Consider the following 21,502-nt stretch of genomic DNA (forward strand, 5'->3'; position numbering starts at 1 on the left):
TTCTGGTGATGTCTTGCTACGCATGTGCACCCTTGTTGGGCATCAAACCCGCGATCCTATGAACAAAATGCGTTTTGCCGCGATGCGGGGCCAAGGGCTCAGAAACCGCCGCGCGATGGGGAAAGATTTGAAAACAACCTCATATCTGATGCGTGGGGCGTTCTGTTGAAGGGCTGGCCTTGACTTTCAGCGTATCTGAATGAAACCTCGGACCTATTGGGAGATATCGGAAAATCTATACAGCTGGCCCTGTTGCAATGCGGATTGATCTGACCTATCGGCACAATCCCCAATGCGGGTCCCGGAAGGGAGGCGTCAGCCTTTTCCCGCCCAAGTCATAATAATGGGAGTTCTTAAATGAAAAACAGCAGCAAGCTTAGCCTCGGCGCGTTTGTGACCGCTGCAATGATGGCACCTGCCGCCTATGCGGAAGAGTTCATCACCATCGGCACAGGTGGCGTAACCGGCGTGTACTATCCCACCGGTGGTGCGATCTGCCGTCTGGTCAACAAAGGCCGCAAGGAACACGGCGTACGTTGCTCGGTCGAATCGACCGGCGGCTCGGTCTACAACATCAACACCATCCGCGAGGGTGAGCTGGAGTTTGGTGTGGCCCAGTCCGACTGGCAGTACCACGCATATAACGGCACATCGAAATTCGAAGAGGCTGGCCCCTTCGAAAACCTGCGCGCCGTATTCTCGGTACACCCTGAGCCCTTCACCGTCGTGGCCCGTGCCGATTCCGGCATCGCCAGCTTTGAAGATCTCAAAGGCAAGCGCGTAAACATCGGCAACCCCGGTTCCGGTCAGCGCGGCACCATGGATGTTGTTCTGGAAGCCATGGGCTGGACTCTGGACGACTTCGAACTGGCATCCGAGTTGAAAGCGGCCGAGCAGTCGGCAGCTCTGTGCGACAACCAGATCGACGCGATGATCTACACTGTTGGTCACCCGTCGGGTTCGATCCAGGAAGCGACCACCGCATGTGATTCCGTTCTGGTGAACGTCACTGGCGACGCGATTGACGGCCTGATCGACGGCAACTCGTACTACCGTACCGCGACCATTCCGGGTGGCATGTACCGTGGCTCGGACGGTGACACCACTACCTTTGGTGTTGGCGCGACGTTCGTTACCTCGGCAGATGTGTCGGAAGATGCTGTGTATGCAGTTGTCAGCTCGGTTTTCGAGAACTTCGACGACTTCAAAAAGCTGCACCCTGCATTTGCAAACCTGAAGCCGGAAGAGATGATCGCGGACGGCTTGTCGGCTCCGCTGCATCCGGGTGCTGAAAAGTACTACAAAGAAAAAGGCTGGGTTCAGTAAACCAGACCTGAAGCAGGGTGCCCAAGGGCGCCCTGCAACCCAAGCCCGGATCGAACGGGCAAAAATAAGGCCAAAAAGGCCATATGACGGGGAGACATTTATATGAGTTCCGACACGCAATCCAACCGACCGCTATCCGAAGAAGAGCTGCAGGAGCTTGTAGCCTCCTCCGACGCGGGCGGTCGTAACCCGGTCGGTAGTGTCGGGATCTTTCTGGCAATCGTCGCCGCGCTTTGGTCGGTGTTTCAGGTCGTTTTGGCCTCGCCAGTATCAAACGTCGTTTTGCCCGGCAGCGTGGTCAACAACTCGCGCCAGATCCATCTGGCCTTTGCGATGTTCTTGGCTTTTGCGGCCTATCCGGCGCTGAAATCCAGCCCTCGGAACTATATACCCGTGCAGGACTGGATCATGGGCCTGCTGGGCGCGTTTGTGGCGCTCTACGGCTACTTTTTCTACGATAAGATCGTGAATGCAGGCGGTCTGGCGGACGACACCGATAAATGGGTCGCGCTGGGTGGGTTGCTGTTGCTGTTCGAGGCCGCGCGTCGTGCGCTTGGCCCGGCCATGGCGATCATCGCGACGATCTTCCTAGCTTATGTGTTTTTCGGCTCGTCCGAATGGGTGCCTGAGGTGATCCGTTGGAAGGGCGCGAGTCTGAAAAAAGCGATGAGCCATATGTGGATCACGTCTGAGGGCGTGTTCGGCATCGCGCTTGGAGTCTCGACGAAATTCGTCTTCCTGTTCGTGCTATTCGGGGCGTTGCTCGATAAAGCCGGGGCAGGGAATTACTTTATCAAGATGGCCTTCGGTGCCCTTGGCCACCTGCGCGGTGGTCCGGCCAAGGCGGCTGTTGTGGGGTCGGCGGCGACCGGTCTGATCTCTGGCTCGTCGATTGCAAACGTTGTGACAACCGGTACTTTCACCATTCCACTGATGAAGCGCGTCGGCTTCTCCAGTGAACAGGCGGGCTCGGTCGAGGTTGCCTCGTCCGTGAACGGCCAGATCATGCCACCCGTCATGGGGGCCGCGGCCTTCCTGATGGTGGAATATGTGGGTATTTCCTATGTTGAGGTCATCACCCATGCCTTCCTGCCGGCGGCGATCTCTTACATTGCGCTGGTCTATATCGTGCATCTGGAAGCCGTGAAGCGGAACATGCCAACATTGGGCAACCGTGAGGTTCACCTCGCGCGGACCGTGGTCGGGATGCTGTCCTTCTTCATCGTCTTTGCTGGCCTATGCTATGGCTCGCAATACCCGGTCGAAGCGGTCACCAGCATGGTGCCAACCGCCGCTGGCATGTTGCTGAGCCTGATCGTCTGCGCAGTCTATGTGGCGCTGCTTTATCTTGCTGCGCAGGTCCCCGACCTTGAGCCGGATGATCCAAACGCCAAAGAGGTTGAACTGCCGGTCATCGCGGACATCTACAAGGCCGGTCTGCACTATCTGCTACCGATCATCGTGCTGGTCTACTTCCTGATGATCGAACAGAAATCACCCGGTCTGTCCGCCTTCTGGGCAACGGCGCTACTGTTCGTGATCCTGCTGACGCAGAAGCCGCTCAAAGCGATGTTCCGGGACGAGAGCGAGGTCTACAACCGCTTCATCGACGGAGTTGCAGATCTGTGGCAAGGCCTGATCGACGGCGCTCGCAACATGATCGGGATCGCGTTGGCCACGGCCACGGCGGGCGTGATCGTTGGCACCGTGACGCTGACCGGTGTGGGCCAGGTGATGGCCGATCTGGTCGAGTTCTTGTCGGGCGGCAACCTGATCCTGATGCTGGTGATGGTTGGTATCCTCAGCCTGATTCTTGGCATGGGCCTGCCGACCACGGCGAACTACATTGTGGTGAGCTCGCTGATGGCCGGAGTGGTTGTTGAACTTGGTGCGCAGAGCGGGCTGATCGTGCCGCTGATCGCCGTACATCTGTTCGTGTTCTACTTCGGGATCATGGCGGATGTGACGCCTCCGGTCGGGTTGGCGAGCTTTGCGGCTGCGGCTGTGTCCGGTGGTGATGCGATCCGTACCGGCTTCACGGCCTTCTTCTATAGCCTGCGGACCGTTGCGCTGCCGTTTGTGTTTATCTTCAACACAGACCTGCTGCTGATCGACGTGACCTGGGCCGAAGGGATCACCGTTGCCATATTTGCTACGATTGCGATTTTGGTCTTCACGGCGGGTACCATGGGTTATTTCCTGACCCATAACCGCATCTATGAAAGCGTTGCTCTGATCGCGGTGGCCTTTGCGCTGTTCCGGCCAGACTTCTTCATGGACCGGATCTCGCCACCCTTTAGCTCGGTCGAGCCAGCCGCCTTCGTGGAAACCATCGGAGAAACGCTTCCGGGCACCGAGGTCCGCGTTGTTGTCAGTGGACCGGACTTCGACACGCTCGAGATGACGGACACTACCGTTGTCGTGACTGTCGGCGATGAAGAGGGCGGTGCCGCGCGCGTTGACGCCATGGGTCTGCTGCTGTTGGAGGAGGACGGATTGGTCAAACTCGAAGAGCCGCTTTTCGGTTCGCCCGTCGCGGATGAGTTGGGCATTTTCGACTATTACGGCGATGACGCGGTGCGTTTGAGCTCGGTCAGCCTGCCGTCCGGTCAGCCTCCGAAACAGCTGATCTATATCCCGGCGATGCTCTTGTTGGGCTTGATCGCCTTCCTGCAACGCGGCCGGGCCGCCAGACAAGAAGAGGTGGCGGCATGACACAATCGGTTCTCTGCGCCGTAGACATCAGCAACGGTGATCTGGACAGCCCTGTGCTGAAGAAAGCGGTCGCACTGGCAGATATGGACGGCGCGCAACTGGATGTGGTGACCGTCCTGCCAGACTATGGTGAAAGCTGGGTCTCGGGGTTCTTCGAGACCGACCACCACGAAAAGGCGTTGGAACAGGCACAGGTTGAGTTGACCGAGCTATGCGTGGCGACCTTGGGCGCTGAGCGTAATGCCTCCGTCCGGCATGTAGTCGCCACCGGGACCGCCTATCAGGAGATCCTGAAAACCGCAGAAAGTGCGGGGTCGGACCTGATCGTTATCGGTGCGCACAAGCCGGATTTGAAAGACTATCTTCTGGGGCCGAACGCCGCCCGCGTGGTGCGGCACGCAAACGTCTCAGTCTACGTCGTGCGATAGATCAGTATCCGGTCATCTCCAGATAGCCGTGCCCGGCGTGGCTGCCTGAGACGGTGACCGGGCCTTCCCAGTACTCAAATCGCGTTCCCATCCAAGCATCGGGGATCAAGGCTGCGACCTCAACATCCAAGTCATAATCCGGCAGTGCGACGTTCCAGCGTATCGGTACGTCGCGCCCGGCGACCGGCGCGGTTTCAAGCGGCGTGAAGGAGGCGGACCCGTCGGGCAACGCCCGCGTGCTGCCATCCGCATTGATCCAAGTGGCCGCCGTATAGTCCTGTCGATCGCCGCGCAGGCGAAATGCCATTAGCTTCTCGCCGGTGTCAAAGCTGAGCGAGAACCAATCCCATCCGCTTTGATCCTCGGCCAGCGGCTGCGAGGACCACTCGCGATCCAACCATGCCTGGCCGGTGACCGTGACGTCCCGGTCCGGCAGGTGCAACGTGCCTTCCACAGCGTAGAACGGTTGTGAATAGTAGTAGCTTGCCTGACCGTCCGCGGATTTTACCGAATAGCCAGCGTCCCCGTGAAAGACCAACGGCCCTTGGGCGTTCAGCGCAAGGTCATAGCCAAAATCCGCGCCATGGGCCGTCAGGGACAGAATTTCAAAGTCAGGTCCACTCATCCGCCATTCGTCAATCCACGCCGCGAATGGTTCGGCGATGACACCGGCCTGACCCACACCGCCGCGCGACAGGCGCTCCGCAAAGAAGTGGCGTTCTGGTGTTGTGACGGCCGCATGGCCCATCCAGATCTGAGGGCTCTGCCAGCCTTCGGTTTCAAAGGGTTTGAGGGCTGATCGGAACAGGGTCCATTGAATGCCATAGTCCTTCCTGTCGTCGCCCTTCAGATTAGCCGTCAGGTACCACCATTCGATCCGATACTCGGGATGAGGGCCGTGATCTAAGGGGAATTCGAACGTGTAGCCGCGCTGAGGGACTTTGAAGCCTTCGGCGGAACCTCCAAGCCCCGCATACCCCTGAGCCAATGCGCCAAAGGGGAATAGAAGCAGCAGGGTTATTAATAAGGTCTTAGCGTTCATTGGCAAATACTCTCAGCAAGTCGGCGGGTGGTAGACGCAGCAGACGAAGGGCGGGCAGGGCGGCTGCGGCCAGCGCGGCAATCAGCGTCAGTAGGAAGAGAACCAGCCAGTCCCACGGGAAGACATACATGGGCAGCCGCCAGCCGAAGGCTTCGACATTGATCACAGCGAGCAGCACCCATGCGAGGATCAGCCCAAGTGGCAGTGCAAGGCAAGCCGTCATCGCGGCCAAAATGGCGCTGCGCGAAAGCTCCAGCCGCGCCAATTGCGCGCGGTCTAGTCCAAGCGCCCAAACAGGAGCAATCTGGGGCAGTCGCTGCGTCCAGAGCGTCAGGAGGCTGGTGAGGATGGCAAACCCGGCAACCCCAAGTGTCAGGACATTCAGGGCGGAGGTCACCACAAATGTCTTCTCGAAAACCGCGCGGGATTGGGCCTTCATCGCGGCCTGCTGAACAACGGCTTGAGGCGCAAGACCGAACCGCTCGCGCAGGGTCTGCGCCAACTCGGTTGCGCGGTTTGGGTCAAGCCGAATGCCGAACCGGCGCGCCTCTTGCCCCGGTGCGATCAGGTCCAGTTGCGCCATCGAAACGATCGCCTGTCCGGTCGGGTTGCCATAGTCCGAGTAAACCCCTGCGACTGGCAGTTGGTGGTTCGGACCAAGCCGCAGCTCGTCACCGGGCCAGAGGTCGGCGCGTCGCGCAAGCTGTTCGTTGATCAACACTGCATCCCCCGACATGACCTGATCCCAACTGTCATCTGCGCGCGCGATCAGTGGCCAATACTGGCGGTAGGTCGGGTCGTCGACCACGCCGTAGAGGAACAACGGCCCGGTTTCATGCGCCAGTTCCACGTTGCGGATGGGGAGGATGGCGGTGACTTGTGGCTCTAGCCACTGGGCGATCTCACGCCCCTGTTGGTCGCTTTCGGCCGTCAGGTAAAGCTCGGATGTCAGTCGTTGATCCAACCAACCGACAAAGGTGAGTCGGAAGCTGGAGACCATGGTTCCCACGCCGATATTCGCCGCCAAGGCCAGCAGCAGCGCCATCAGAGCGAGCGACAGACCGGGCAGTTGTGCGCGCATGTCGGCCCAGACCCATTGCGCAACCGGGCCGTGGGCGCGACGGGCACAGAGGTTTAACGTGACGGACAGGCTGAGCGGCAACAGCAATGCCGCGCCCGTCAACAGGCCCGCCAATAGTGCGAAACCTCCGAGGAGGTCTCCGACCGTGGTGTAAGCGAAGCCCCCGAAGACAAGCAGCGCCAAGCCGAAGTAGGCCGCTAGCCGTTGGCCTTGTCCGCTTCCGCGCCAGGCCTGCACGCCCGGGCCAGCCAACAACGGCATGCGGGACAGGCGCCAAAGGGCTTGTGCGCTTGCGATCAGGGTGCCTCCAAGCGCCATTCCTAATCCGGCCAATGCCCATGCGGGTTGGAGGGTCAATTGCCCGGTCACAGGTGCGCCATAGAGACCGCGCAATGTGGCGGCAACATCTGGCAAAAGTGCTCCGGCGAGGAAGAAGCCCAGGATCAGGCCGATGATGCCTCCAATCAGGGCGAGCAGGGTCAGTTCAGCCAGGATCAACCAGACCAGCCGCCGCATCGAGACACCAAGCGCCCGCAACGTTCGGATCATGCCGCGACGCTGCGCAAAAGCCAAACCGACTGTGCCGTTGACGATGAACAGCCCCACGGCAAAGGACAGCATTCCAAACGCGGTCAAGTTCAGGTGGAAACTATCGGTCAGCTGCGCGGTATCGACTTGTGAGGCGGGGCTGACCCGCTCCAATTCGGGCACGATTTCGGACAATGGAGGGACCGAGCGAGGTTGATTCGGTAGAACGACAAGGCGAGAAATCTGGCCGGGCGCCTCGAGCAAGGTTTCGGCAACTCCAATGTCGGTCAGAATGACATCGGGTGGAAGCTCGGTTGTTATCAGGACCGGCGGCAGATCGTCTTGCGACTGCAATAGGGTGGCCAACTCAGCGGAGGCCAGCAAGCGGCCCGGTGCCGTCAGGATATCAGCGGGATCCGTTTCTGCTTCAGCCTCGGTGATCGCAGGCAGGGCCGGATAGGCGACCATGTCGACGCCTAACACGCGCAGCGTTCGGCCTTGGATGCGATAGGGCCCCTCAAGCACCGCTGCGACCTGCCACCCGGCGCGGCGAAGGTCTGCATAGCGGTCCAGCGGGATCGCGCCCGAAGGATCGCGCAGCTCGTCAAATTGGCCCAAGGCAAGCTGCGCATTGGCACGGGCGTAGCTGGCGCGGGCCTCAGCATTGATCGCCTGAACCGCCGACCAAAGCCCGGTTGCCAAGGCGATCCCGATGAGCAGTGTAGCAAGCTGCAACCAATGGCTTCGCCAATGAGACAAAAGCGCTTGTACAACAGCTGCAGTCATTGAATACGCCCGCCCGCCAAGTGAACTCTGCGATCCAGTTGGCCTGCGATATCTTGCGAATGGGTTACCAACAGCAGAGCGGCACCTGTTTCGGTCACGAGGGACAGCATCAGATCGAGAACGACTGCACTGGCGGTTTCGTCCAGATTGCCCGTCGGCTCATCCGCGAGCAGCAGCTTGGGCCTCACGGCCATCGCGCGCGCGATGGCGACGCGTTGCTGCTGACCGCCGGACAGTCGCTCAGGAAAGCGGGACAGAAGATCGCTCAGGCCAAGGCGATCAGCTAGATGTGCCTCCCAGTCTGGATCATGACACCCGGCCAGCCGCGCGTGGAAGGAGAGGTTCTGGGCAACCGTCAGCGATGGGATCAGGTTAAACTGCTGAAACACCAGCGAAACGTGTTTCCGCCGCAGCCCGGCGCGCCCGGCATCATCCAGACCCGACAGAGCAATACCGTCCAGCGTGATCTCTCCGGCGTCGAAATGATCCAGCGCGGCAGATAGATTCAGCAAGGTGGATTTGCCGCTGCCGCTTTCACCGGTCAGCGCCAGGGTCTGGCCGTGGTCCAGCGACAGCGAGACATCCTGCAGCACAGGCCGTCCACCGGGATAGGTCTTGTGAACATGTTCAATCGACAACAGCATGATCCGCCTCGCTTTTTGTCCTAGATGTGCAACTGTTTGATCCGCTGTCCAGTGCCGACTGGGTCTTGATACGTGACATCGGCCTGTGCCCTTGTGCTTGCGGGCTGCAAAGGTCATGCTGAGACGACCTTACCGCAGCTTGATTCAGGACGTAAAAACATGACCTTGCTACATCAGATTGTCTGGGGAAGCACGTTTCTGGGCCTTTGTTTTCTGGTCGAAATCCTGCTTTTGACGTGGTGTACTGTGGTGATCATGAAGATGGAAACCAATCTGGAAAAGAGAGGCGTGTTTATGGGCACGGCGATGCCGATTGCGGTGGCTCTCGTTTTCATTGTCGCGATCCACACCATTCAGGTTTGGATTTGGGCGATCGTCTGGGTGTTGCTCGACGTTCTGCCGGATTGGAACACCGCGATTTACTTTTCCTTGGTGACCTTCACGACCCTGGGCTACGGCGACATTGTTCTGGGTGAGGCACTTCGGATTTTCGGATCTTTCGCTTCTGTGGCAGGGCTGTTGGCCTTTGGCCTGTCGACCGCTTACATGGTTGCCATGATGACGCGCGTATTTCAGGACCGAATTTTCTCTTAAAGAATAGGGGCAAAGAGCCGCGCCAGAGGGGCGCCAAAGCGGATATGGGCTGGTTGCTGGGACATTGATCGCGTTAGCTCGTAACAGTTCTCGAAATCGGCTGACAGCATCTCACTGACGGCTTCCGCCGCGCGCGGGTCGAAGAACAGCGCCATCGCCTCAAAATTCAGCCGGAATGAGCGGTTGTCCAGATTTGTCGTTCCAACCGCAGCCAGAGCATCGTCCACCACGAACGCTTTTTGATGCATGAACCCGTCAGTGTAGCGGAACACGCGCACGCCACAGTCTCGAATCTCGTCGAAATAGGCGAAGGCAGCCAGCCAGGGCAGGCGGTGGTCGATCACGTCTGGTAACAAAATACGGACATCGACGCCGCGCATGGCCGCGTGCTGCAAGGCGGTCATGATGTCGATATCCGGCACGAAATAGGGCGAGGCGATCCATAGCCTTTCCTTGGCCTCTGCGATCGCAGCAAAGAACAGCATGGCACCGGTTTCGGTGTCATCTCCCGGCCCGGTTGCCACCAATAGGGCGTTCATGTCCTGCTCGGCCTCGCTTCCTGCCCAATCAAGGTGGTCAATCAGATCCTCGTCGCGCGCCCAGTGCCAGTCTTCGCAGAAAATCAGCTGTAGCTGCCGCACGATATGGCCGGTCATCTTCAGGTGTGTGTCACGCCAATGGCCAAATTTGTCGCTTTGGCCCAGATATTCGACCCCTACATTGTGGCCGCCAATGAATCCGGTTTCGCCATCAATGATCACCGTTTTGCGGTGATTGCGATAGTTCAACTGAAACCGGAAGTTCGGGCCGCGTTGTTCTTTGGGGTCGGCCACATCTATCCCAGCATCGCGCATCGTTTCGAGATACGTTGGTGGAAGGCCGTAGCTGCCGACGGCATCCGTCATGAACCGAACGTGTACCCCGCGCTTGGCCGCGGCGATCAGCTTTTTCTGCAGCTCTTGCCCAAGCGTATCATCCCGGACGATGTAGAACTGAATCAGGATGTAGTTTTTAGCGGCGTCGATGGCCTTGAAAATCGCATCAAACGTGGCCTGCCCATCGACCAGCAACTCAGCCCCGTTCCCACGCGAGACGGGCAGGTGGGCCAGAACCTCGAAAGGACGCGGGTTGAGTGTCATGGTAGAGGGGTCGGGTTTCGAATAGTCGGCAAAGGTCTTGATGCCTTCGACAACGCGCTCGCTTTCCTGCCGCGCGATGCGGTAGCCGCGAAAGCGATGGTGGCCCAAAAACAGATACATCGGCACCGCAAAGAAGGGGGCCGAAATCAGGAAGACCACCCAGCCCACGGCCCCCTGAGGGGTACGCGCGGTTTGTGCCGCGCGCAGCGAGAACACGCCTGCCGTCACGTAGAGACAAAAAACGAGGGCAGAAACAAGCAATGTCCACATAGGGTTGAGGGCCTCCGGCGCAGGTCAGTTAGCGCCAGTGTAGATGCGAGACCAGTCCTGCGCCATATCCACAATAACCCAGCCCATGTCGGGGCCTTTATCCAACCCGTCAACCAAGCGGCCAATTGGGCTTTCGCGGTCATAGGCCCATTCCCGTTCCGCATCCGTGTGGTGGACAAGGACTCCAAGACGCGGACCATCACCCGCCGTGGTCCACTCCATCATGGCGAAATCGCCGTCCGAGTTCCCTCCGGCCAGAATGGGGCGTTTGCCGAGCGTGCGTTCGATGTTGATTGGCTTGCCCTCCTTGTCGTCGATAAAGGCGATGCCCGGTTCCTTGACGATAGTCGGAACCCCGTCGACCTGAGCATAGCTGGTGGTGCCATACGTGCCGAGGATCTGTTCAGGCGGGATACCATAGGCCTGTTCGGCAAAGACTCGCATGAAATGAAGACCGCCGCCTGAGACGATGTACGTCGTAAACCCCTCATCGCGCAGATAACGTAGCAGCTCGACCATTGGTTGGTAGGTCATCTGATCAAAGGGTAAACCGGTATCAGGGTGCTGCGTATTGTCGAGCCAATCGGCTACCGCCGCCTGAAACGCCTCGACGCTGACGCCGGAATGCGAGGTATTGACGACCTCGATCAACGCGTCGTGACCACCCTCTAGGATTGTAGCAAGATCACCCTCTGCAGCAGCTTTCAAGGTCGGAGTGGTCAGGATGCTTGGATCTTGCTTAGCCATCTCGGCTAGTCGATCCATAGCAAAGATGAACTGGAAATAGACCGGCTGTTCCGCCCAAAGCGTGCCGTCATTGTCAAAGACCGCGACCCGGTCCGCAGGGGTGACATAATCCGGGCCGTCAGGGTCGGTCACGGCCTCCACAAACTCTACAATCGCCGCCTTCGATTCACTTTGCGTCCAACTGGGCAGAGGGTCCGCCAACAGTGAAAAAGGGGCGACGGACAAAAGGGCGCTTAGAACAGCGTGTTTCATGAAATTCTCGGTGGTTTTTGAACGGAAAAGGGCCGCCCCAACACGGGCGGCCCGGTTTATTTGGACGCCGATCTTAGTTGTTGGTCGGCGTTGTCAGCTTCTCCATCACCTGATCAAGGTTGAAGCTTGCCGCTTTCTGACGCGGTGGGAATTCCTCAAACGTACTCAGGAACGTACCGACATATTGCTGGGCGGGAACGAGGAAATAGGCCCGATCCAATAGCCAGTCATAGTAGGTGTTCGAGGTCCGGTATGCGCGCTCATACGGGTCGCGGCGCAGGTTGATGATCAACGGGATGCGCAGCTCGGTCCAGGGTTCGATCCAGGCGCGCAGGGTTGCCCATGCTTTCTGCTCCAGGAAGATCAGCTTCCAGTCCTCAAAACGAAGCGCCGTCAGGTCGCCATCATCCGAGAAGTAGAAGATCTCTTTCCGGGGGCTTTCGGTAGACTCACCGGTCAGCAGGGGCAGGATATTGTAGCCATCCAGATGCACCTTGTAGTCACGGCCCATACCAGACGAGCTATAGCCCGCTTTCAGCTTTTCCTTGATATCCGGATCGCCGGCAACCGCAAGGTAGGTGGGCAGCCAGTCCATATGGTGGACGATCTCGTTGGTGACAGAACCGGCCTCAATCTGGCCCGGCCAGCGCACCATCGAGGGCACACGCCATCCGCCTTCCCAGTTGGTGTTCTTCTCACCCCAGAATGGCGTTGCGGCGGCATCCGGCCACGTGTTCATGTGTGGGCCGTTGTCGGTGGAGTAGTGAACGATCGTGTTGTCGGCGATGCCAAGCTCGTCCAGCAAATCGAGCAGTTGCCCGACATGCATGTCATGTTCAATCATGCCTGCGGTGTACTCATCGGCCACACGACCCGAGATTTCGTTGGCCTTGGTGCGCATCTCGTCCTTGACATGCGTCCGGAAATGCATACGGGTCCCGTTCCACCAGACGTAGAAGGGCTGACCCTGCTCGTGCGCGCGGGTGATGAAGTCGATTGCGGCCGCCACGGTCTCATCATCTACGGTTTCCATGCGCTTGCGGGTCAGAGGGCCGGTGTCCTCGATCGTGCCATCGGATTTGGATTTGATCACACCACGCGGGCCGTACGCCTCGCGGAAGGTGCGGCCATCTGCCAACACGCGATCACCGGGATAGTCTTCGTTTTCCGGTTCTTCCTCGGCATTAAGGTGATAAAGATTCCCGAAAAACTCATCAAATCCGTGGTTTGTCGGTAGGTGCTCATCCTTGTCACCCAGGTGGTTCTTTCCGAACTGACCCGTCACATAGCCATGGTCTTTGAGTAGGCCGGGAATGGTCGGATCCTCGACCTGCATTCCCAGATCAGCACCGGGCAGGCCGACCTTGGACAGACCGGTACGGAACACGGACTGACCCATGATGTAGGAGGACCGGCCCGCGGTACAGGACTGCTCACCGTAATAGTCGGTGAAGATCATGCCTTCTTTGGCAACGCGGTCGATATTGGGTGTCTGATATCCCATCAGACCCATCGTGTAGGCCGAAATATTGGACTGACCAATGTCGTCGCCCCATATCACAAGAATATTGGGCTTTTGATCCTGCGCCCAAGCCGGCAGGGCAAGGGCAACGGCAACCGTCGCAACAGCGACCCTGCGCACTGCACTGCGCCAATTGTTAGCAATCATTCGTGGAGGTGACATGTAGTACTCCTCAGTAAACGGGAATTAATGGCCCGGTAATTTTATCGTTAATGGCAGCGGCCGACTTAAGGAAAAGACCGCGAGCAAGGTGTTGATTGTCGGACAAAAAACTATCTATTGGTCCGAGAATCGAACAGAACTAGATTAGGCTATGAAACGTATCGAAAACTTATCATATGATCGCTTTGAAAGATACTAATGTTTGATGTTGATGAGGATATCCGAACGCTGACCCAGTCGGATTGGTTTGGCGCGCGCGGCCACAAATTTCAGAGCGATCTTATGACTTGCGCCGTGCGAAAAACCTTTGATGCAGGGGAAACGCTTTATCTCTACGGCGATGAGGCAAATGGAATTCACGCGGTTCTCAGCGGCGCTGTTCAGATCACCGCCCCGGCCGATGACGGGCAGGAATTTGTCGTTCATCGCGATGGGCGTGGGTTTTGGGTTGGTGATTTGGCACTGTTCGCCGAAGCGCGGCGCCTGATCAGTGTGATGGCGACCCAAAAAACCCGGGCCTTGTTCTTTCCCACCTCACGGGTCGAGAGGCTGGTTCAGGACAACCCGGAATACATACGCGATTTCTACGCATTGACGCGCGAGAACATGAAAACATCCCTGCGCATCATGGCCAATCTGGCCGTCACGGGCACCGAGAAACGCCTTGTTTTGCGTCTGTTGCATCTGGACGAGGGGGCCGCGAAAGCCGACGGATGGATCATTGTATCGCAAGAGGAGCTGGCCGCGATGGTTGCGGTTTCTCAACCGACCTTGCATCGCAACCTGCATCGCCTTGTGGATCTGGGTCTGGTTGAACTCGGCTATGGGCGCCTGCGCCTGATCGACCGCAGCAAACTGATTGCCAATTGCCAGAGCTGATCTAGGGGTTAAGCGGAGGCAAAGCATCCTTGTCGCGCGGGACCGCATCTTTCATTGAGGTTAGGCTTTGCAGGGCAGTACTCCAGTCTTCGGATTGATCGCGACCGGAGTACCGGGCAGAACCGATACGGGTCAGGCAGTCCTCCAGCTTCTCCGCATTCTTAGAGTTGCCGTCACGCGATCTCCAAAGCTCCAACGCGGTATAAGTCGCATTTAAATCATGCGCTTGAACGGCGGTCTTCAAGGCGTCCACCGCATATCTCGGCGACGCCAGATAGCGATCACGGCGTGCCTCTCTCAGATCGCGGATGCGTGGGGAAAGCAAACGCCACAATGCCACGATCGCGAAAAGGGCAATTGCGGAAAAGGTAGCGATCTTCAGAACTTCGTCCAGACTGGGCGGCTGCCATTTCGGTGGCGCAAGCGTCAGGTCCGTGGCGGGAACTGAGGCGGTTTCGACCTGGTTGGTCTGCAGGTTGAACCAGTCGATGGAAACTTCGGGCAACTGCGCGTCACCTTCTTGCTGCGCGATATACACGACCTCTTCCTGACGTTGACCGGACAACACTCCACGTTCCTCGGATTCTGAAATCCGGGGTTCTTTGGGATAGGCGCGCAGCAGCGGGCTTTGCTGTTGCGGTGTCAGAACCGGGATCAACAGCGGCGTTGTGCCAGAGATGCGCGCAGTCAATTCGCGCGTGATGGCGTCACCAGCCTGCATCTCGGTTGGACCTTCAAGTTTCTGTTCAAGGGTAAACCCGGTTGCGATGATCAACGGGTCGAGACCCTCCGCGCCATCGGGTATTTCGGCTGTGATCTTGACCGGAGGCAGGTCGACCGTGGCTTGAACCGGGGCGCTTGTGGCGGGATCGGCATAGGTCACGGCAACCGTCTGTGCGTCGAAGGTGATGTCGCCGGCAATCAGAGGATACACCCGATAGCTGCGCTGAACACCCGACCATGTCTCGCCGCTCACGGTCTCACTGACCGGCCCCGAGGCCCGTTCGGGCAGGCGCACCAAGAGGTTCTGCTGCTCCAGAGAGGGAAATTCCGGCGGTTGTGGCATGAAGGTCGGCACCAGAACCTTAATCCGAACAATCGCTGGCTGGCCGACGAGGACGGATTCTTCCGGCACCTCCACAATGATCTGCGGGGCGGTTGTTTCGTTGCCTTGCGCGACCACGGATACAGGGAAGAGAAGAATGAAGAGGAGCGCGTATCTCATTCCGTTCGCTCCTGATTTTCCAGCAGAAAGCGGTTGCGCAGGAAATCCTGCATGTCGGTATCAATGGTGCTGATCCATTGCTCCGCATTCAGCGTTTGCGGCCCGTCCTTAGGCGCTTGAACCGTGGTTTCACTTCCCCGCGCGTCGTCATTGTCGAACACCGTATCGTCCGCGCCGATGCCAGCTTCCTCGCCCGTGTCAGACTGTTCCCGGGTCGTTTCGACATAATCCAAGATGGCCTTGGAAACCTCAAGGTTATGTTGCGCCTCTGGCCAATCCGGTTGTCGTTCCAGAGCGGTTTCGAACGCCGCGATTGCCGGGCGGTATTCGCGATTTCGGATACGGGCCATACCTTCGGCAAAAGCGGCCTCGGCCGTGTTCAAAGCGGTGAAAATCTCAGAGGCCAGTTCATATTGACCGTCTTTTAGATACGCATAGCCCTTGTGATATGGGTCCTCAAACAATTCGGCCGCGTCTCCAAACCGCTTCTGGTTCATCGCAATTTGCCCCTGCTGATCCGGCGTCAGGAACCAATCCCGCCATCCTTCCGCGCGCGCGCCCGCGGGCGGAAGGACGAACAACGCCAAAAGAGCCCAGCGGATCACCCAACCTTTGCGGAACCACAACAGCGACAGCAGCGCAGCGGGCCAGGCCAGAATCCAACCCTTGTCTTGCCAGTCCAGCCGATCATCATCGTCCAAGGCAGCGGTATAGGCCGACTGAATTTGGCGTTGCAGCCGAGAGATATCCCGGTCGTCATCCGTGAACGCAACAGTCGAAGCAGCTTGGACATTTCCCAGCTGCACAATCCTGTCGTGATCGGGCAGCATGGTCAGGAAGAAAAGATCATGGGTTGAGTTGCTTAGAGCAGGAACCTGAGACGGATCGAGATCGTCCAGAACAAACAAAACTGCGCCAGGGCTCTCGCTTTCGTCCAGAATGGACTGTGCTAGCGCTAGGGCATCAGCGGCGGAATCACCTTGTTTGGGCATCACGGCTGGCGTCAGCCCCTCAAGCAGCGGACGCAGAATGTTGGCATCTTCGGTCAGAGGCGCAACACGGTGAGGGGTACCGGCATAAGCGATCAGGGCGGTGCGCGCTCCGCCACGTTCGGTGATCAGGTCGGCGATTTTAAACTTGGCCCGGTCCAAGCGCGAAGGCGCAAGATCGGTGGTCTCCATACTTTCGGTGACTTTGAGGGCGATCACCAACGGCGCGGTATCCGCGATCAACGGGTTGGGCGCGCGCGACCACGTTGGCCCCGCCGCCGCGAGAGTGACAAGCGTGGCGATGATCATGGCGACATCGATGGGGTGAATTCGACGGTTCTCTTCCGCGCCCAATTGCAGGGCGGAAGCAAGATGTGGTGCGATCCCGACCGCCTGAGCAGATTGACGGGTGGGCTTGGGTCTGATCCGCCACCACAGGAACGCCATCGGGATGAGGAGCAACAGGTAATACACTCGTATAAAATGGAAATCCGTGAGGTCCATTGTCAGCTCACTCCCTTTTTCCGGTGGGAGAAATGGAACCCGGCTGTGCTGACTAGAATGGCCATCAGCGCCAGCAGCAGAGGAATATGGGACAAGCTATGACGGGGCCGATAGCTTTGGGTTTGAACGGTTCGTGGGTTCAACTCATCAATGCGCGCGTAGGTTTGCGCCAAGGCCGCTGTGTCGTCGGCAAAGAAATACTCTCCGCCCGTGCGGTCGGCTATGTCCTGCAAGGCCTGCAGGTCGACGCGATCTTCACCCGAGGCGTTCGGATCTCCGACCCCGATCGTGTAGATGATGACGTTCTTCTCCGCAGCAATCGCCGAGGCGTTTACTGGTGTCATGCGGCTTGAAGTATCCGCTCCATCGCTGAGAACGATCATCAGGCGCTGGTCGACTTCGCTAGACTCGAACGTGCGTATTCCAAGGCCAATCGCATCGCCGAGCGCCGTGTTTGGACCGGCCATGCCGACTTGAGTTTGATCCAGGAACCCATTCAAACTATTGAGGTCTTCGGTGAAGGGGGCCTGAATGAACGCGCGAGTGCCAAAGATGATCAACGCCATCCGGTCGCCATCGCGTTCGGCAATGAACTGTTTCAAGACGCCTTTGACAGCGTCGAGCCTCTGCATCGGCGCGCCAGATTCAGTCTGAAAGTCGCGCTGATCCATCGAGCCTGAGATATCCAAGGCAAGAACAACATCCCGCGCGGATTTCTCGATCACAATTGGCTCGCCCAAACGTTCCGGTCTGGCGAGGGCCAAAACCAGAAGCGCCCAGATAGTAATGATACTGGCTGTTTGCAGTCTGGCGCGGTTTCGGATCACGGAGCCGGATTTTGGTTCAACACCAGCGGCTTGCGCGACTCGGCGAAAAAAGGGAATGCGGACTGAGGCCGTCTTCACACGCCGAGGTGGGGCGAGGAAATACACGGCTGCGGGCAACGGCAGCAGGAGAAAGACCCAGGGAGCAGCGAAGGAAAACATCATGCGCTCCGATACGGTTTATGAGACTTGACCCAGTGCCGGGCCATTTGCCTCAGGTCTTCGTTCGAGGGTGTTGCCTTGTATGGCGCTTCGGTCAACGCATGACTTAACTCTTGATTTAATGTCTGTATATCAGAGGATTGGTTTAGAAATTTAATCCAATCCCCACCATATAGACCTGCGACTTGATCCCTCGGGTATGCGGCCAAAGCCGTCCGCCGGAGCACCTCGGCGATCTTTGCTGACGGGATATCCGGCACCGACAGCTCTGCCAGAGCAGCTCGGCGATAGGCGTTGGCGCGTCTGTGTTTGTGAACTACCGAGACTGCGGCGAATAAGGCGATCAGGAGCAGGATTGCCAAAGCAGCCCATCCCCATGTCTGAGGCGTCATTGAAATGGGCGAAGGCTCGGGCGCGGGTTCGAGCATGTTCAGTAAGTCGACAAGAGATTTCCCGGTGGTGTCGATGCTCATCGCCGTGCTCCGCCATGTCCGAACAAGCGCAGCAACTGGTCCAGCGCCGGTTCCGAGGTCGTCAAGGGAACCACAGGGAACCCGTATCGGCGCGACCATTTGTGGAGCTGCTCAAGGCGGTCCTCCATGGAGGCGCGGATTTTCGCGGAAAGCTCCGGATCGGAGCTGTCGATTTCGATCTGCGTGTCCCCGTCAGAGACGGTCAATTTAAGGTCCGGCGCCAAGCTGCGCGATGTCGGATCGGCGACGTTGAACACAATCAGATCGTTCGACGACGCAAGACGGCGGAGCAGGGCTTCCGACCGGTCATCCAGCCCGTCGCAGTCCGAGAATAAACAGATCAAGCCGCTAGTTTGGCAGACGCGCGCGGCTTCGGTCAGCATATCGTTCAATGATACTGTCGGTTCCGGCGTCAGGCCCGCATGTAGGGTGGAGTTGGCTGCCGCTATGGAAGACAATAATCGCGTCAGGGCAGTCGCGCGGCGCTGAGGGCGATGTTCGGCCACGCTGGTGTCTCTAAAGACGAGGCCGCCTACGCGGTCTCCCTGACCCAATACGCGATGCGCTGCAATCGCTGCGGCCTCGGCGGCGATGACGGATTTCATGTAGGCGACGGTTCCAAAGAACATCGAAACACGCTGATCGACCAGCAACAGAGCCGGGCGGTCACGCTCTTCCGTATAGACCCGAACATGGGGGTTTCCGGTGCGGGCGGTGACTTTCCAGTCAATCGTGCGAATGTCGTCACCGGGCAGATAGCCGCGCAGTTCTTCAAAGTTCAGGCCACGTCCGCGCAGTCGCGAGGCATGCCGGCCATTCAGGATCGACCGCGCAGGTTGACGAGGCAACAGGCTGAGCGCTCGGGTGCGTGGGCCGAGACGCACAAGCTGTTCGGCATCCACATGGATGCGCGGGTCTTTGGAATATGGCGCAGTCTGACTCATGCGGCCGGTATCCTTAAGGGTCAGGGCAAAGCAACCAAACGCAACAGCTCGGCGATCACGTCATCTGCGGATTTGCCGGAACCTTGCGCCTCGAAACTGAGAGTCACGCGATGGCGCAGCACGTCATGGGCAATGGCGCGGATATCGGCGGGGTCGACATAGTCGCGTTCGTTCATCCACGCATGCGTGCGCCCGCATTTGTCCAAGGCAAGCGAAGCACGGGGGCTGGCGCCGATCTCGATCCAACTGGCCAATTCGGGGCTGAGTGCCTCGGGCGTGCGGGTGGCCTGCACGATATCAGCCATATAGCGATCCATCGCATCCGAGACATGGATCTGTCCAATCTCGAATCGCGCGTCAAAGATGGCGTCTTGCGGGATCGCTGGCGGATGCTCTTTGGGGGCATCTTTGCCTGCGGCAATGTCCTCGCCACGTACGAGGCGGATGACCTCAACCTCATCCTCGACCGGAGGGTAGGTGATCTGCACATGCATCAGAAACCGGTCCATCTGCGCCTCGGGCAGAGGGTAGGTGCCCTCTTGCTCGATCGGGTTTTGGGTGGCCATGACGATGAATAGCGGCTCCATCTTGTGGGTTGTGCCGGAAACTGTGACCTGGCGTTCTTCCATCGCCTCAAGCAGAGCGGCTTGCACTTTGGCGGGTGCACGGTTGATTTCGTCGGCGAGGACGATGTTGGCGAAGATGGGGCCGGGTTCGAATTTGAATTCGCTATCTTTGTCCGTCTGCTGATAAATCTCGGTCCCAGTCACGTCTGAGGGCAGCAGATCCGGCGTGAATTGAATGCGGCTGAACTGAGCATCCATGTTCTTGGCCATGGCCTTGACCGCGCGCGTTTTTGCCAGACCCGGAAGTCCTTCGATCAGTAGATTGCCGTTGGCCAAAAGACCGATCAAAAGGCGATCAATCACCTCGGTCTGTCCAATGATCGACTGCGCCATGCGGGATCTGAGATCCATGATCTGATTGAGTGCGCTCATAAAAATATCCCGTTCCGGCCCGAAAGGCAGGCCGTGCAGCGGAGTGCCTGCAGGGACCCGGATTCGGGATTTTCAAGTAATGAGAACATGTTATCAGCGCAACACCACGCAGACCAACAGGAATTCCGACTTCCTTATATTTGATTGTTTTGGAACCGCGGCAGAATTAGCCGGAAACCGCGCCGTTGCCGTCATCCCCAAGCCTGCCATCCAGAGACATCAGGATCGCGACGGGCCTCAGCGCGGGGATATGGCTGAAGACGATCAGGATACAGACGGTAAGGGGGACGCTAAGGAAGGCTCCGATCAGGCCCCATACGGTGGTCCAGAACATCAGGGCGAGGATGACCAGAAAAGTCGACATGTTCAGTGACCGGCCCAGTAACGCGGGATCGAGGAAATTGCCGATCAGGAACTGGATGGTGCCGCAGCCTAGGACCACCACCAGAAATGGCGCGATGCTTTCGAATTGAACCAAGGCGATCATCGCGGGGAAGATGACGGCAATAATCGACCCGATCGACGGGATGAAGTTCAGCGCAAAGGTCAGCACCGCCCATGTCTCGGCATATTCAAGGCCCAGCAAGCGAAAAATGCTATAACTGATGCCCGCCGTGATCAGGCTGATCAGGGTTTTGACCCCGACATAGCGTTGCAGACTGATCGAGATCGCATCCAGCATGGCTGCGAACTCTCGACCAGTTTGAGGGTTGCCGGCCGCCATCTGGATTTTCTTTCGAAACGCTAAACGCTCGGCCATCAGAAACGCAACATAGAGGCTGATCAGGAAGAACTGGTTCAGCAGCGAGGTCGCGCTGCCCAGAAGGATGCGGGCGACATAGGACATGTCGATGCTGACCAGATTGTCCCGGATAAAACGCGTCACGTCGCTGCCGACTAATCCGGCGACGCGATTCACGGCATTGTCGAATTGCTCCTCATAGGTGCCGACGGTGCGGGCGAACTGGGTGGCCTGACTTCCGAGGATATACATGATCATGAACAAGCCAGCCAGAACCACGGTGACGCCCGCGATGTTGGCGAGCCAGACGGGGACACGCGTCAGGGCGGCGATCCGGTCGCTCAGCGCGATGATCAGCACGTTGACCAGCAGGGCCATGGTGAGCGGGATCAGGAAGGCAGCCCCTGCGTAGAGTCCCAAAACCAAAAGGGTCGCGACAATACATGTATCACGCACCACGGGCAGTGTGGCGCGGGGTACATCCTTGGTGGTGTTCGGGTCCAGAGGCATGTGCAAACCTGACTGA

Annotated in this window: 18 protein-coding genes; 5 read left to right on the plus strand and 13 right to left on the minus strand. The window is 58.4% G+C overall.

The annotated features are described in order from the left end of the window. Window positions 1-357 precede the first annotated feature (357 nt). The 3 genes from ACRZ95_RS00475 (at window position 358) to ACRZ95_RS00485 (ending at window position 4,469) form a co-directional block, all read left to right on the plus strand. The gene (locus ACRZ95_RS00475; RefSeq protein WP_170373646.1) at window positions 358-1,326 is read left to right on the plus strand and encodes a TAXI family TRAP transporter solute-binding subunit; all 969 of its coding nucleotides are present in this window, start codon (window positions 358-360) and stop codon (window positions 1,324-1,326) included. A 102-nt stretch (window positions 1,327-1,428) separates the two neighbouring features. Further along, a complete protein-coding gene (locus ACRZ95_RS00480) occupies window positions 1,429-4,041 on the plus strand; it encodes a TRAP transporter permease (RefSeq protein WP_170676003.1) in 2,613 nt (870 codons plus the stop codon). Continuing rightward, a complete protein-coding gene (locus ACRZ95_RS00485) occupies window positions 4,038-4,469 on the plus strand; it encodes a universal stress protein (protein WP_170676004.1) in 432 nt (143 codons plus the stop codon). Before ACRZ95_RS00480 ends, ACRZ95_RS00485 begins: the two co-directional genes overlap by 4 nt. Before the next feature lies 1 nt (window position 4,470). Here the strand turns inward: ACRZ95_RS00485 and ACRZ95_RS00490 are convergent, their stop codons facing one another. Genes ACRZ95_RS00490 through ACRZ95_RS00500 form a run of 3 tightly spaced genes read right to left on the minus strand, consistent with a single transcriptional unit; the run spans window position 4,471 to window position 8,550 of the window. Then, window positions 4,471-5,511, minus strand: coding sequence for a lipocalin-like domain-containing protein (locus tag ACRZ95_RS00490; RefSeq protein ID WP_170676005.1), 1,041 nt, complete (start codon window positions 5,509-5,511; stop codon window positions 4,471-4,473). Next, window positions 5,501-7,906: an FtsX-like permease family protein gene (locus ACRZ95_RS00495; protein ID WP_170676006.1), complete on the minus strand. Its 2,406-nt coding sequence runs from the start codon at window positions 7,904-7,906 to the stop codon at window positions 5,501-5,503. The genes ACRZ95_RS00490 and ACRZ95_RS00495 overlap by 11 nt, the downstream gene beginning before the upstream one ends. Next, on the minus strand, window positions 7,903-8,550 hold the full coding sequence (locus ACRZ95_RS00500) for an ABC transporter ATP-binding protein (protein WP_170676007.1): 648 nt from the start codon (window positions 8,548-8,550) through the stop codon (window positions 7,903-7,905). Before ACRZ95_RS00500 ends, ACRZ95_RS00495 begins: the two co-directional genes overlap by 4 nt. Window positions 8,551-8,709: 159 nt before the next feature. Here ACRZ95_RS00500 and ACRZ95_RS00505 point away from each other — a divergent pair, with 159 nt between their 5' ends. Further along, window positions 8,710-9,144, plus strand: a complete 435-nt coding sequence (locus ACRZ95_RS00505) for a potassium channel family protein (protein ID WP_170373652.1) — start codon at window positions 8,710-8,712, stop codon at window positions 9,142-9,144. Here the strand turns inward: ACRZ95_RS00505 and cls are convergent. From cls to ACRZ95_RS00520, 3 genes are all read right to left on the minus strand, one after another. Next, window positions 9,141-10,553 (minus strand): cardiolipin synthase, encoded by a 1,413-nt coding sequence (gene cls, locus ACRZ95_RS00510; protein ID WP_170676008.1) that lies wholly within the window; start codon window positions 10,551-10,553, stop codon window positions 9,141-9,143. The genes ACRZ95_RS00505 and cls overlap by 4 nt on opposite strands. A gap of 24 nt (window positions 10,554-10,577) precedes the next feature. Further along, window positions 10,578-11,552: an HAD family hydrolase gene (locus tag ACRZ95_RS00515; protein WP_170676009.1), complete on the minus strand. Its 975-nt coding sequence runs from the start codon at window positions 11,550-11,552 to the stop codon at window positions 10,578-10,580. 73 nt (window positions 11,553-11,625) lie between these two features. Continuing rightward, window positions 11,626-13,236, minus strand: coding sequence for an arylsulfatase (locus tag ACRZ95_RS00520; protein WP_247748279.1), 1,611 nt, complete (start codon window positions 13,234-13,236; stop codon window positions 11,626-11,628). A 198-nt stretch (window positions 13,237-13,434) separates the two neighbouring features. Here ACRZ95_RS00520 and ACRZ95_RS00525 point away from each other — a divergent pair, with 198 nt between their 5' ends. Then, window positions 13,435-14,115 carry a Crp/Fnr family transcriptional regulator gene (locus ACRZ95_RS00525; protein ID WP_170373655.1) on the plus strand — a complete coding sequence of 227 codons (681 nt, stop codon included), beginning with the start codon at window positions 13,435-13,437 and terminating at the stop codon, window positions 14,113-14,115. A 1-nt stretch (window position 14,116) separates the two neighbouring features. Here the strand turns inward: ACRZ95_RS00525 and ACRZ95_RS00530 are convergent, their stop codons facing one another. The 7 genes from ACRZ95_RS00530 to ACRZ95_RS00560 all read right to left on the minus strand — a co-directional run bounded on the left by ACRZ95_RS00530 (window position 14,117) and on the right by ACRZ95_RS00560 (window position 21,486). Further along, complete coding sequence (locus ACRZ95_RS00530; RefSeq protein ID WP_170676010.1) at window positions 14,117-15,340, minus strand: BatD family protein; 1,224 nt, start codon at window positions 15,338-15,340, stop codon at window positions 14,117-14,119. Then, entirely contained in the window at window positions 15,337-16,833 is a 1,497-nt protein-coding gene (locus ACRZ95_RS00535) for a VWA domain-containing protein (RefSeq protein ID WP_170676011.1), read from the minus strand. Before ACRZ95_RS00535 ends, ACRZ95_RS00530 begins: the two co-directional genes overlap by 4 nt. Window positions 16,834-16,835: 2 nt before the next feature. Beyond that, complete coding sequence (locus ACRZ95_RS00540) at window positions 16,836-17,819, minus strand: vWA domain-containing protein (RefSeq protein ID WP_170676012.1); 984 nt, start codon at window positions 17,817-17,819, stop codon at window positions 16,836-16,838. Then, complete coding sequence (locus ACRZ95_RS00545; protein WP_170676013.1) at window positions 17,819-18,292, minus strand: DUF4381 domain-containing protein; 474 nt, start codon at window positions 18,290-18,292, stop codon at window positions 17,819-17,821. The genes ACRZ95_RS00540 and ACRZ95_RS00545 overlap by 1 nt, the downstream gene beginning before the upstream one ends. Beyond that, window positions 18,289-19,236, minus strand: coding sequence for a DUF58 domain-containing protein (locus ACRZ95_RS00550; RefSeq protein ID WP_170676014.1), 948 nt, complete (start codon window positions 19,234-19,236; stop codon window positions 18,289-18,291). Before ACRZ95_RS00550 ends, ACRZ95_RS00545 begins: the two co-directional genes overlap by 4 nt. Before the next feature lie 20 nt (window positions 19,237-19,256). Continuing rightward, a complete protein-coding gene (locus ACRZ95_RS00555) occupies window positions 19,257-20,234 on the minus strand; it encodes an AAA family ATPase (RefSeq protein ID WP_170676015.1) in 978 nt (325 codons plus the stop codon). A 166-nt stretch (window positions 20,235-20,400) separates the two neighbouring features. Further along, on the minus strand, window positions 20,401-21,486 hold the full coding sequence (locus ACRZ95_RS00560; RefSeq protein WP_170676016.1) for an AI-2E family transporter: 1,086 nt from the start codon (window positions 21,484-21,486) through the stop codon (window positions 20,401-20,403). Window positions 21,487-21,502: the final 16 nt, after the last annotated feature.

The sequence above is a fragment of the Ruegeria sp. AI3 genome, from assembly GCF_056541245.1.